General features: G+C 69.3%; 9 protein-coding genes. 3 read left to right on the forward strand and 6 right to left on the reverse strand.

Translation table 11 applies throughout. The features are described 5' to 3' along the window. Positions 1-15: 15 nt before the first annotated feature. On the forward strand, positions 16-852 hold the full coding sequence (locus tag IEY84_RS01530; RefSeq protein WP_183541566.1) for a helix-turn-helix domain-containing protein: 837 nt from the start codon (positions 16-18) through the stop codon (positions 850-852). 68 nt (positions 853-920) lie between these two features. Here the strand turns inward: IEY84_RS01530 and sucD are convergent, their stop codons facing one another. Both sucD and sucC read right to left on the reverse strand, forming a co-directional pair. Next, positions 921-1,817, reverse strand: coding sequence for a succinate--CoA ligase subunit alpha (sucD, locus tag IEY84_RS01535; protein WP_183541567.1), 897 nt, complete (start codon positions 1,815-1,817; stop codon positions 921-923). 17 nt (positions 1,818-1,834) lie between these two features. Beyond that, entirely contained in the window at positions 1,835-2,998 is a 1,164-nt protein-coding gene (sucC, locus tag IEY84_RS01540; RefSeq protein WP_183541569.1) for an ADP-forming succinate--CoA ligase subunit beta, read from the reverse strand. Between the two features lie 784 nt (positions 2,999-3,782). Here sucC and IEY84_RS26570 point away from each other — a divergent pair. Continuing rightward, positions 3,783-5,573, forward strand: a complete 1,791-nt coding sequence (locus IEY84_RS26570; protein ID WP_221208426.1) for a M23 family metallopeptidase — start codon at positions 3,783-3,785, stop codon at positions 5,571-5,573. 62 nt (positions 5,574-5,635) lie between these two features. On the opposite strand, the gene pcrA is transcribed toward IEY84_RS26570, so the two are convergent. After that, positions 5,636-8,095 carry a DNA helicase PcrA gene (gene pcrA, locus IEY84_RS01550; protein WP_183541571.1) on the reverse strand — a complete coding sequence of 820 codons (2,460 nt, stop codon included), beginning with the start codon at positions 8,093-8,095 and terminating at the stop codon, positions 5,636-5,638. Positions 8,096-8,156: 61 nt separating this feature from the next. Then, on the reverse strand, positions 8,157-8,519 hold the full coding sequence (locus tag IEY84_RS01555) for a hypothetical protein (protein WP_183541573.1): 363 nt from the start codon (positions 8,517-8,519) through the stop codon (positions 8,157-8,159). A 171-nt stretch (positions 8,520-8,690) separates the two neighbouring features. Here IEY84_RS01555 and IEY84_RS01560 point away from each other — a divergent pair, with 171 nt between their 5' ends. Then, the gene (locus IEY84_RS01560; RefSeq protein ID WP_183541575.1) at positions 8,691-10,961 is read left to right on the forward strand and encodes a SulP family inorganic anion transporter; all 2,271 of its coding nucleotides are present in this window, start codon (positions 8,691-8,693) and stop codon (positions 10,959-10,961) included. 5 nt (positions 10,962-10,966) lie between these two features. On the opposite strand, the gene IEY84_RS01565 is transcribed toward IEY84_RS01560, so the two are convergent. Both IEY84_RS01565 and IEY84_RS01570 read right to left on the reverse strand, forming a co-directional pair. Next, the gene (locus tag IEY84_RS01565) at positions 10,967-11,614 is read right to left on the reverse strand and encodes a LuxR C-terminal-related transcriptional regulator (protein ID WP_183541577.1); all 648 of its coding nucleotides are present in this window, start codon (positions 11,612-11,614) and stop codon (positions 10,967-10,969) included. After that, positions 11,611-12,951: an ATP-binding protein gene (locus IEY84_RS01570; protein WP_183541579.1), complete on the reverse strand. Its 1,341-nt coding sequence runs from the start codon at positions 12,949-12,951 to the stop codon at positions 11,611-11,613. Before IEY84_RS01570 ends, IEY84_RS01565 begins: the two co-directional genes overlap by 4 nt. Positions 12,952-13,041: the final 90 nt, after the last annotated feature.

A 13,041-nucleotide genomic window follows, 5' to 3' on the forward strand; every position in this document is an offset into this window, starting at 1 on the left:
CGTAGGCTTGATCGCATGCCAGCCAACGCGGGAGCCCTCGGCTCGTTCATCCGGGACCGCCGCGACCAGACCACGCCGGAGAGCGTCGGCCTCCCGGAAGGCGTACGCCGCCGGGCCCCCGGTCTGCGCCGCTCCGAGCTGGCCACTCTCGCCGGGATCAGCGTCGAATACCTGGTCCGGATCGAGCAGGGCCGCGACCGTCACCCCTCGCCCCAGGTCCTGCGGGCCATCGGGGACGCGCTCCGTCTCGGCGCCGCCGACCAGGAGCACCTGCGCACGCTCGCGATGGCCTCCAGCGGACAGTGCGTCGGGCCGTTCTCCTCCGGTCGTGACGTACGTCCGGGCGCACGCGCCCTGGTGGAGCAGTTCGAGCCGGGCGTCGCTGTGCTCACGAACCGGCTCGGCGACCTGCTCGCCCACACCTCCACGTTCGACATGCTCGCCCGCCCCCTCGGGATGCTCGACCACGCCGAGCCCAACCTGACCGCGTACGCCTTCTTGCACCCACACGCCCGCGAGGCGTTCCCTGAGTGGGAGCGGGTGGCCGACGACCTCGTCTCGAACCTCTACCGCGGACCCAACCCGGTCGCCGCGCGGATGATGATAGAGGCGATGTCGGAGCAGGTGGGTCCGGAGTTCACCGACCGGTTGAACCGCCACGACCCGCCGCACGGCGGCGTCTGGCGCTGGCGCCATCCCGACGCCGGCGAGCTACGCTTCGACGTCGAGGAGCTCGAGCTCCCGGCGGCGGACAACCAGCAGATCCTGGTGCTGATGCCCGCCGACGAGGCGACCGCCGAGTCGCTCGACGCGATGCGGCGCCGTCGTTCGGGCGCGCTGCGCGCGGTCTGAGACCGAGCCGAGACGCGAAGCGCCCCGCGACCGGATCCGGTCGCGGGGCGCTCAGCTGCTGACGTACGTCAGAGGGACTGCAAGATCTCGCGAGCGAGAGCAGCGGTCTCCGACGGGGTCTTGCCGACCTTGACGCCGGCGGCCTCGAGGGCCTCCTTCTTCGCCTGTGCGGTGCCGGCGGAGCCGGACACGATCGCACCGGCGTGACCCATGGTCTTACCCTCCGGAGCCGTGAAGCCGGCGACGTAGCCGACGACAGGCTTGGAGATGTTCTCCTTGATGTAGGCCGCGGCCCGCTCCTCGGCGTCGCCACCGATCTCACCGATCATGACGATGACCTTGGTCTCGTCGTCCTTCTCGAACGCCTCGAGGGCGTCGATGTGGGTGGTGCCGACGATGGGGTCACCCCCGATGCCGATGGCGGTGGAGAAGCCGAAGTCCTTCAGCTCGTACATCATCTGGTAGGTCAGCGTGCCCGACTTCGAGACGAGACCGACCGGGCCCTTGCCCGTGATGGTGTGCGGGGTGATGCCGGCCAGCGACTCGCCCGGCGTGATGATGCCGGGGCAGTTCGGGCCGATCATGCGGGTTGCCTTGCCCTGCAGGTAGGACCACACCTCGGCGGTGTCCTGCACCGGGACGCCCTCCGTGATGACCACGATCAGCGGCATCTCGGCGTCGATGGCCTCGATCGCGGCGGCCTTGGTGAAGGCCGGCGGCACGAAGAGCACCGACACGTTGGCGCCGGTCTCCTTCATCGCCTCCTCGACGGTGCCGAAGACCGGAAGGGTGACGTCGTTACCCTCGTGGTCCTTGTGGGTGACCGTGGTGCCGGCCTTGCGGGCGTTGACGCCACCGACGATCTGGGCGCCCGAGTCGAGCATCAGGGCGGTGTGCTTCGCACCCATGCCGCCGGTGATGCCCTGGACGATGACCTTGCTGTCCTTGTTGAGGTAGATGCTCATGTTTCTCTCTCCCGACCTCAGGCGTTGGCCAGCTCGGCGGCCTTGTCGGCGCCGCCGTCCATGGTGTCGACGATGGTGACCAGCGGGTGGTTGGCCTCGCTGAGGATCTGGCGACCCAGGTCCACGTTGTTGCCGTCCAGACGCACGACGAGCGGCTTGGTGGCCTCGTTGCCGAGGATGTCCAGCGCGCCGACGATGCCCTTGGCGACCTCGTCACACGCGGTGATGCCACCGAAGACGTTCACGAACACGGACTTGACCTGCTCGTCGTTCAGGATGACGTCGAGACCGTCGGCCATGACCTGCGCGTTGGCGCCGCCACCGATGTCGAGGAAGTTGGCGGGCTTCACGCCGCCGTGTGCCTCACCGGCGTAGGCGACGACGTCGAGGGTCGACATGACCAGACCCGCGCCGTTGCCGATGATGCCGACCTGACCGTCGAGCTTGACGTAGTTGAGGCCCTTGTCCTTGGCCTTGGCCTCGAGCGGGTCCTCCTCGTCACGGATGACGAACTGCTCGTGGTCCTCGTGACGGACCTCGGAGGCGTTCTCGTCCAGGGACACCTTGCCGTCCAGGGCCTCCAGCTTGTCGCCCTCCAGGCGAGCCAGCGGGTTGACCTCGACGAGCGTCGCGTCCTCCTCGGTGAACACCGTGTAGAGGCTCTGGATCATCGAGACGGCCTGCTCGAAGACGGGCTCCGGGAAGCCGCACTCGGTCGCGATCTCGCGCGCCTTGGCCTCGTCGACGCCCGTGCCGGGGTCGATGCCGATCTTCTTCACGGCGTCGGGGTTGGTCTTGGCGACCTCCTCGATCTCCACACCACCCTCGACGGACGCGATGCAGAGGTACTGCCGGTTCGACCGGTCCAGCAGGAAGGAGAAGTAGTACTCCTCCACCGGCGGGGTCGCCGGAGTGATCAGCACCCGGTTGACCTTCAGGCCCTTGATCTCCATGCCAAGGATGTTCGAGGCGTGCTCGAACGCCTCGTCCGCGGTCTTGGCCAGCTTCACGCCACCGGCCTTGCCTCGGCCACCGGCCTTGACCTGCGCCTTGACGACGCAGAAGCCGATCTCCTCGGCGGCCTTCCTGGCTTCCTCAGCCGTCTCGACGACGACACCTTCGGTCACGGCGACGCCGTGCTTGGCGAAGAGCTTCTTCGCCTGGTACTCCATGAGATCCACTGATCCACCTGGTCTGTGTGTTGCGGTACGGGGCGGCATTCCGCAGTGATTCAGCGGTGACGCCCTCGTCTTCAGATGTGTCCGTTCAGCACCTTAGACCCCGCTGACGCCGGGTTACGAGCCCAGGGGCCACGACGTGACGTACGCCACTAGGGCTCACCCAAGCGGACACACCGGCCATTTACCAACAGATCGGCAACGTTGAGTAACAACCCGTAGCGCCACGTAGCGGGGCACGTTTGCCCACGTATCAGGCGGTTCTCTGCCCGAGGGACGACTGATTTCGACACGGTATGGAGGCCCAAACAGGCCGGTGACACGCGTTTCGCGACACCCGACGAACCCGCAATCCAATTCCGAATCTCGCGGATTTGCGCAGATCAGCGACGGAATCCGCTGTCGCCGAAGGTGAAATCAGCGACACGAGCCCTCCACATTTCTTGACCGCGCCCTCCGGTCCGTTACAGTCATGGCTCGCCGTCTGAACCCCGAACAGCGGAGATATGAACTGATGGGCAACCACCGAGCCGACGTCACAAATGACAGTCCGCGTTCGGTCACCCCTTCCCCCGGAGCAACCACGAGCAGCAGCAGCTACGTTGGGAAGCGGCGCGCAGCGCCGGCGACCGACAGCCCTGCCTCCAGGCCTGCCCCGCGAGCGACCGGATCGACCTCCTACGTAGGGAAGCGACGCGCAGCGCCGTCTCCCACCGTCGGGACCGCAAAGCCATCCCCCGCCCCTGAGACTCCTGAGGAGCCGGTCGCCAAGGCCCGGCCCAACCGGGTGGTCCTCGAGCAGACCGGCACGCTGCCGGTCGTCGGATCACCCCGCGACGAGAGCAACGACGGCCGTATCTCGACTGGTGAGCTGCGTGCTCTCGTCGAGGGCGACAGCGGCCCGTCGTTCCCGACCTCGTTCCCGGCGACGCCGCCTCCCGTGAAGGCGGCTTCCCGGCCGATCGTCCCCGTGCAGCGTCGGGCCGTCCAGATCGACCCGGTCCTGGCCGACCTGCTCTCCTCGATGGGCATCGACCCGGACAAGGTGACCCCCGAGGTGCTCGAAGACCTCGGTGTCGGAGGCATGACGACCTCCGAGCTCACCATGTTCCTGACCCAGCCGACCAAGCCCGCGCCGATGAAGAGCGCGTCGAGCAGGTCGGTATCGACCAAGACCCCGCCGCGCGGCATCCCGGCCGCCCCGGCAGCTCCCGCGCCGGTGCTTCCCGAGCCGGTGCTTCCCGAGCCGATCGCCCCGGCTGCTCCTGTCGCATCCGTCGTGCCCGAGCCGATCGTCCAGGCTCCCGAGCCGACCTGGAACGCTGAGCCAGTCGAGGCGCACACCCCGAAACCGCTGCGGATGGCCAACACGTTTGCGCCGTTGACCGGCAAGATCCGCGCCGTGCGCGAGGCTCGGCAGATCCCGGCTCCGCCGGTGGCCGCATCGGTCTACGAGCCGGAGCTTCCGGAAGCCAGGGAGCCCCGCGGGTTCCAGGAGGCGTTCGACGCTCCGCCGGCCTCCTTCAAGATCGACACGACCACGTTCCCGGCTCCGCCGGTGTCGCTGCCCGAGCAGATCGACTTCGACTCGATGGCGATCGATCTTCCCGCCGAGACCTACACCGCCGACGCGCCCTACTTCGAGGAGCCGCAGGCCGAGCAGGCGTTCTACCAGGACGACTACACCTACGGCAGCGACTCACACCAGGCCGAGGCCTACTTCCGCGCCGACACCGGCAGCATCGACCTGCCGAGCATCAGCGAGATCGCGACCTACCGCCCCGAGCTGCACGACCTCCCGGCGGTCGAGACCACCGGGACCATGGTCGGCATCGGCGGCCCCACCCGTCCGCGCACCCGGCGCGCAGCCGCCGCTGCCGCCGGCGGCCGCCCGACCGTCCCGCTGACCGCCGGTGCCGCCGCTCTCGCCGCCGCCATCGGTGGCATCGCGCTGACCGGCGGTCCGACGATGGTCGCCGCCGATGACGTACGCCTCGTCGGGGCCACCGCGCTCGGTGGCGACAGCGACATGGTCGTCGTCGGTGACCGCTCCGCGACCGTGACCCGCAACGACGAGCGCACCGAGGCCGACACCGCGGCGAGCGACCGCGAGAAGGCGCTCCAGGGCGTCGACGTCCAGGCGGACAAGCAGGACAAGTTCCTCAAGTCCAACATGTGGGAGCTGCCGATCACTGCTGGCGTCTACCGCATCACCGGCACATTCGGCTCCTCGGGCTCCAACTGGTCCAGCACCCACACGGGCCTGGACTTCGCAGCCCCGCTCGGCACCCCGATCCACGCCATCGCCCGCGGCACCGTCACCGAGACCGGCTGGGGCGGGGCGTACGGAGAGCGGACGATCATCACCCTCGAGGACGGCACCGAGATCTGGTACTGCCACCAGAGCGACTACGGCGTCTCCGTCGGCGACACGGTCTCCCCCGGCGACGTCATCGGCTACGTCGGCTCGACCGGCAACTCCACCGGCAACCACCTCCACGTCGAGGTCCGCCCCGGTGGTGGTGACGCCGTCGACCCCGACGCCGCCCTCAACGAGCACGGCGTAGACCCGAGCTGAGTGCGCGCAGCGCGTAAATGTGTAGCCGAGTCGGCCCGTCACAACGAGCCGACTCGGCGTGGCTACAGCTTCTCTACCGGGGCGTAGCGCAGCAACAGCCGCTTGACCCCGGTGTCACCGAAGTCGATGCTGGCGACCTGCTTGTCGGCAGTGCCTTCGATGGTCACCACGGTCCCGAGGCCGAAGGAGTCGTGGGTGACGCGGTCACCCGGGTCCAGCGACGGGATCTCCCGAGCCGGCTTCGACTTCGATGCGGCGTCGGCACGGAGCGCGGCGGAGGAGAAGTTGCGACGTCCCGCCGCGGTGGGCTGCCCGAGCCGCTGGCCACCACCCCAGCTGTCGCCGGCGAAGCTGGGGCGACCCCAGGAGGACATCTCCTGCTCCGTACGCCGCCAGTCGACCAGGTCGACCGGGAGCTCGTCGAGGAAACGGCTGCCGGGGTTGTGCGAGGGCGCTCCCCAGGCGGAGCGGACCACGGCACGTGAGATGAAGAGCCGCTTCTCGGCCCGGGTGATGCCGACGTAGGCCAGCCGACGCTCCTCCTCGAGCTCGGTGCCGTCACCGAGGGCCCGGGAGTGCGGGAAGACGCCGTCCTCCATGCCGGTGAGGAAGACTGCGGGGAATTCCAGGCCCTTCGCGGTGTGAAGGGTCATCAAGGTGACCACCCCGTCCTCGTCGTCGGGGATCTGGTCGGTGTCGGCCACCAGGGCGACCCGCTCCAGGAAGTCGGGCAGGCCGGGCACCACGGTGCCCGCATCGACATCGGCGGGGTCCGCGCTCGGGGCCGCGACCGGGTCGTCGGAGAACTCGCGGGCCACCGCGACGAGCTCGGCGAGGTTCTCCACGCGGGTCTCGTCCTGCGGGTCGTCGGACGCCTCCAGGGAGGCGAGGTAGCCCGATCGGTCGAGCACGGTCTCCAGGATGACGTCGGCACGTTCGCCGGCGTCCACCATCTGCAGCAGCTCCTCGACCATCGCGACGAAGGCCTTGATGTTGGTCAGGCTGCGGGTGGCCATGCCCGGGGCGTCCTCGGCATGCTGCAGCGCTTCCCAGAAGGTCAGGCCGTCGCGCTCGGCGAGCGCGTTGACGCACGCCACGGCGCGGTCCCCGATGCCCCGCTTGGGGGTGTTGAGGATCCTTCGGAGCGAGACCTGGTCGTCGGGGTTGGCCAGGGTGCGCAGATAGGCCAGGGCATCGCGCACCTCCTTGCGCTCGTAGAAGCGCACCCCACCGACGACCTTGTAGGGCTGGCCGGTGCGGATGAACACCTCCTCGAAGACGCGCGACTGGGCGTTGGTGCGGTAGAAGACGGCCACGTCGGCGGCCTTGAGCCCTCCGTCGACGAGCTTGTCGATCTCGTCGGAGACGAACCGGGCCTCGTCGCGCTCGTCGTCGGCGACGTAGCCGACGATGCGCTCACCGTTGCCGGCATCGCTCCACAGCGCCTTCTCCTTGCGACCCTTGTTGTTCTTGATGACCGCGTTGGCGGCAGTGAGGATCGTCTGGGTGGAGCGGTAGTTCTGCTCCAGCAGGATCGTGGACGCGTTGGGAAAGTCCTGCTCGAAGTCGAGGATGTTGCGGATGTTGGCGCCGCGGAAGGCGTAGATCGACTGGTCCGCGTCGCCGACCACCATCAGCTCGGCGGGGTCGCTACGCGGGGCTTCGTCGGCGTACGAGTCCGTCAGCGAGGTGTCGTCCATCCGGTCGGCGCAGAGCTCGTGGACCAGCGCGTACTGAGCGTGGTTGGTGTCCTGGTATTCGTCGACCAGCACATGCCGGAACCGGCGCCGGTAGACCTCGCGCACCTCCGGGTAAGCACGGAACAGCTCGACGGTGGACATGATCAGGTCGTCGAAGTCGAGGGCGTTCGCCTGCCGCAGCCGCTTCTGATACTCCTTGTACGCCGCCACAAAGGTCTGCTCGAGGTGGTTGCGCGCGTCCTTTTCGGCCGCCTCGACATCGCGCAGCTCGTTCTTCTGGTCGCTGACCCAGTTGAGCACCTGGCCAGGCTGGTAGTGGCGCGGGTCCAGATCGAGATCGCTGAGCACCAGCTGCATCAGCCGCTTCTGGTCCTGGGCGTCGTAGATCGAGAAGTTGGACTTGAGGCCCACTTTGTCGATCTCCTTGCGGAGGATCCGCACGCACGCGCTGTGGAACGTGGAGACCCACATGATCCGGGCGCGCTTGCCGACCAAGACCTCGACGCGCTCCTTCATCTCGGCCGCGGCCTTGTTGGTGAAGGTGATCGCCAGGATGCTGCCGGGGTGGGCACCGCGCTGGGAGATCAGCCAGGCGATGCGCCGGGTCAGCACCCGGGTCTTGCCCGACCCCGCACCGGCGACGACCAGCAGCGGCGCGCCGTGATGCTGCACGGCCGCCTTCTGAGGCTCGTTGAGACCGTCGAGGAGCTCCTCGGAGCTCGGTCCGCGTCGCTTCGTACGCGGCTCGTCGGCCGGGGTCGCCGAGGCGAAGGCCTCGAGGCCCGGGATGGTGGCAACAGGGGTCTGGTCAGGCGTACTCATGCTGGCTCCAGCCTAGGGGCTGGCACCGACAAGTCGGGGGTCGGCGAGCCTGTCGGGAGAGTTACGCCGCGACGTGCGCGGAGGACCAGAAGACCGCCACGCAGACGTTGACGATCGTCAGGCCGAAGATGGTCCAGTAGAGCCCGTCGGAGATCTTGGGCTTGCGCAGCTGGGACATCACGAGGCCGAGGATGACCAGGCCGATCACCAGCTTCACGCCGACCTTGGCGTGGTCGACCGCGCCGTCGCCCATCTCGAGAACGCCGACGAGCAGCAGACCGGCCAGGAACGCGGTGCCCGAGCCGTCCCGCATGAGGCCGTTGGCGACCTTGTCAGGGGCCTTGATCTGCACCAGCAGACCGCCGAAGAGCGCGGCGAAGCCGAGCAGGTGAATGACGAGCAGAATGTGCCGCACGAACTCCATGCGCTCAGCCTAGAGGTCCCGCCTCGGCGGCAGCCCGACGGTACCCCGCGAGGCACATATTCGAACGACGGCACGCTTTTGATCCGGTTCGCCTTGGGGAATGCCCGTTCGTCTGCCTACGCTCACGGTGACCGCCACTGTCGCTCTCGGCTCCGTATGGAGGATTCTGACGTGTCATCACCCAACCCACCCCTGCCCGAAGGCAGGTCCCGACCGCTCGACCAGCTTCGCCGCACCGTCCGCTTCGACGTACCTGCCTCTCTGGTCGTCTTCCTCGTCGCCGTGCCGCTCTCGCTCGGCATCGCTGTCGCCTCCGGTGCGCCTGTCGCCGCCGGCCTGATCGCTGCCGTGGCCGGCGGCATCGTCGCCGGTGTCTTCGGCGGCTCCCCGCTGCAGGTCAGCGGCCCGGCCGCCGGCATGACCGTCGTGGTGGCCGAGACGGTCGCCGAGTTCGGCTGGGAGGCGACCTGTGCGATCACCGTGATGGCCGGGATCCTGCAGATCGTGCTCGGTGCCACCCGCCTGGGTCGGTACGCGCTGGCCATCTCGCCCACCGTCGTCAGCGCGATGCTCGCCGCCATCGGCATCTCGATCGTGCTCGGCCAGCTCAACGTCGCTCTCGGCGGTCGGTCGCAGTCCAGCGCGATCGAGAACGTCGAGCACATCTTCAGCAACGCGCAGGAACCCAACATCCACGCCGTGCTGGCCGGGCTCGGGGTGATCGGCATCCTGATCACCTGGCCCCGGCTGCCGCAGCGGGTCCGCGCGGTTCCCGGCCAGCTGGTCGCGATCGTCGCTCTCACCCTGCTCGCGGCCGCCTGGCTCCCGGGCGCCGAGCGGGTCGAGCTCGGCAACGACCTGCTCGACGAGATCGGTTCGGTCGCGCTGCCGGAGGGGACCCCGCTCGCGATCGCCGGCGCGGTGCTCACCTTCGCCCTGATCGCGAGCGTCGAGAGCCTGCTCTGCGCGGTCGCCGTGGACAAACTGCACGGCGGCCCGCGCAGCAACCTCGACCGTGAGCTGGTCGGCCAGGGGCTGGCCAACGCCGCCTCCGGCGCGCTCGGCGGACTCCCCGTCACGGGTGTGATCGTGCGGAGCTCGACGAACGTCACCGCCGGAGCACGCACCCGCGCCTCCGCGATCCTGCACGGGTTCTGGGTGCTCCTGTTCGCCCTGGTGCTCGTCGGGCTCGTCGAGCAGATCCCGCTCGCGGCGCTGGCCGGGCTGCTGATCATGATGGGCACCGGTCTGGTCCGTCCCGCCGACATCACCCAGGCGCACGCGCGTGGCGAGCTGTGGATCTACGCGCTCACGATCGCGGGCGTGCTCGCGTTCAACCTGATCGAGGGTGTGCTGATCGGCTTGGTCGCCGCGCTCGTCCTGGTGCTGTGGCGTCTGGTCCACGTGCGGATCGACGTACGCCGGGCCGGCCAGGTCGCCGACGGCCAGGAGAAGTGGCTGGTCGAGGTGCACGGCAGCCTCTCCTTCCTGGCGACGCCCACCCTGGTGAGCCGGCTCTACGCGATCCCGGACGGGCAGCTGGTCGAGCTCGACCTCCTGGTCGACTACCTCGACCCCGCCGGGCGTGACCAGCTCGACCACTGGCGGGCCCGTTACGAGGCCGCCGGCGGCACGGTGATCGTGGAGCACTCCGGGCCGCACGGGCCGGAGGCACCCCGTGACCAACGAGCGCTGAAGGCGCCGCCGATCAGCCCGCGGGCACTGCTGCCGTGGAGCGCCTGGCAGGACGTACGCTCCGACCGCATCGATCCGCACCACCCGCTGGCCCTGGGCGTGCGCGAATACCACCGCCGCCACGCGGAGCCGCTGCGGCCGGTCTACGAGGGCCTCGCCGAGGGCCAGGAACCGCACGCTGTCTTCCTGACCTGCGTCGATTCCCGGGTCGTGCCCAACCTGATCACCGCCAGCGGCCCCGGCGACCTGCTGACGGTCCGCACCTTGGGCAACCTCGTGCCCGAGCCCGACAGCCCGGACAGCTCGGTCGCAGCGCCGATGCTGTTCGGCGTCGACGACCTCGGCATCGACACCGTCGTCGTCTGCGGTCACTCCCGCTGCGGTGCGATCACCTCGGCCCTGGAGAGCGCCCGGGCCGGCGAGGTGCCGGCCGGGCCGGTCGGCGACTGGCTGCGCCACGCCACTCCGGCGATCCAGGAGTGGCAGGCCGGGCACCCGGTCGGCGCCGCTGCCGCCGCGGCTGGCCGGAGCGAGGTCGACCAGGTCTCCCAGGTCAACGTCGCGGTGATGATCGACCGGCTCGGACAGCTCCTGACAGACCGGGACGTACGTCTCGTGGGGCTGTTCCTGGACATCGCCGACGGGACGCTTCAGATCCTGCGCGAGGACGGGTTCACGACCCTGACCGACGCCGAGACCGACGAGCTCGCCCACCTGATGGAGGCGCGCCCGCCGGAGCCGGCCTAGGCGATCTAGAGCAGGCGGCGATCGTTGGCCCAGCGGGTGAGCTCGTGACGGCTCGACAGCTGCAGCTTGCGCAGCACGTTGGACATGTGGGTCTCGACCGTCTTGATCGAGATGAACAGCTCGGCGGCGACCTCCTTGTAGGAGTAGCCGCGAGCGATGAGGCGCATCACCTCGCGCTCTCGCTCGGTCAGCCGGTCGAGATCCTCGTCGATGTCGGCGATCGCGATGGTGCCGGCGAAGGCGTCGAGGACGAAGCCTGCCAGGCGCGGCGAGAAGACCGCGTCTCCCCCGGAGACCCGCTGGATCGCCGCGACCAGCTCGGAGCCGGTGATGGTCTTGGTGACATAGCCGCGCGCGCCACCGCGGATGGTGCCGATGACGTCCTCGGCGGCGTCGGAGACAGAGAGCGCCAGGTAGCGTGGCGAACCGTCGACGGCGGGCGCCTTGCGCATCACCTCGACACCGCCCCCACCGGGAAGGTGGACGTCGAGCAGCACCACGTCGGGCTTGCCCTCGGCGATCGCCTTGACCGCGGTGTCGACGTCCTCGGCCTCGCCGACGATCCGGATCACCGGGGACCGGCTCAGCTCGGCGCGTACGCCCGTGCGGAACATCGCGTGGTCGTCGACGATGACGACCTTGACCTCACTCATGACCGATCTCCTTCATGTCCAGCCTCCTTCGTGCGAGGCTGCTTCAGCCGCACCTCTGTGCCTTCACCTGGTGACGATCTCACCACAGCGCTGCCGCCGTGGCGCGACATCCGGTCGATGATGCTGTCGCGTACGCCATGTCGGTCGGCGGAGACCTCGTCGACGACGAAGCCTGCACCACGGTCGCGGACGAAGACCTCGAAGGCCTCGTCCGTCGCCTCGGCGTAGACGTCGACCCGTCCGGTGCCGGCGTGCTTGGCGGCATTGGTGACCGCCTCGCGGGCGGCAGCGACGATCGGGCGCACCGTCTCGTCGAAGGGGCCGTCGCCGACGACCACGACGTCGACGGTCACCCCGTGGGCGTCCTCGACCTCCGCGGTGGCCGCCTTCAGAGCGGCCGCGAACGTCTCGTCGGCCTCGGCCGGGGTGGAGAAGAGCCACTCGCGCAGGTCGCGCTCCTGGGCTCGGGCGAGCTTCTGCACCATCGCCGGGTCGTCGGAGTTGCGCTGGATCAAGGCCAGGGTCTGGAGCACCGAGTCGTGCAGGTGGGCGGCCATGTCGGCGCGCTCCTGGGACCGGATCCGCTCCTCGCGCTCACTGCCGAGGTCACTGGCGAGCTGACGCACCCACGGGCCGGCGACGAGGAAGCCCGCACCCAGCACGATCAGCCCGGCGATGATCAGTGCGGTGGCATTGCCGAGGTCGAGCTGGCCGCCAGCGAGGATCACCGCGAAGAGCATCAGCCCGACGCCGACCCCGACCCGGACGTACGCCTGCCAACCGCCCTTCCCGAAGACCATCCGCACCAGGTCGAGGCGGCCGGTGCCGTCGATCCAGCGCTCGCGCTGGGCGGCGTCGGCCTGACGCCACAGCAGCGCGACACCCACGACGCCGAGCATCGCCGGCCAGATCAGCGCCCCCGCGCCCAGCACGGTGTCGAAGAGCACCACGGCGCCGAAGCCGAGGGCGAGCAGCGCGATCGCGGGCCCCTTGTCGACCCCGCCCTGCCGCGAGGACGGGCGGCGGCCACCGCGGGTCGCGCTCTCGCCGCCCGGCGTGGACTGCACCAGGTGGGGCGCGGCGGGGATGAAGATCCACAGCGCGGCGTAGAGCACCACGCCGAAGCCGCTGAAGACCGCGGTCACCACGAAGAACGTACGCACCGCCAGCACTGGCAGGCCGAGGTGCTCGGCCAGCCCGGCGGCCACGCCACCGATCACCGAGGCGTCGGTGTCGCGGTAGGCGCGGCGTACTGCTGAAGCGGAGCCCGAAGCAATGGGCCCCGTCGGCTCCGGGGGCGGTGCCGGCGGCTCCGGCGTCGCATGGGTTGTCGTCATGATGACATCCATCGTCACACCTCACGCGGGCGCTGACCATGAGGATTCACCCTGATCCTGGCGCGTCGAGAACTCAGGGCCGTCCCTGAT

The sequence above is a fragment of the Nocardioides albus genome (assembly GCF_014648255.1).
GTDB lineage: Bacteria > Actinomycetota > Actinomycetes > Propionibacteriales > Nocardioidaceae > Nocardioides > Nocardioides albus.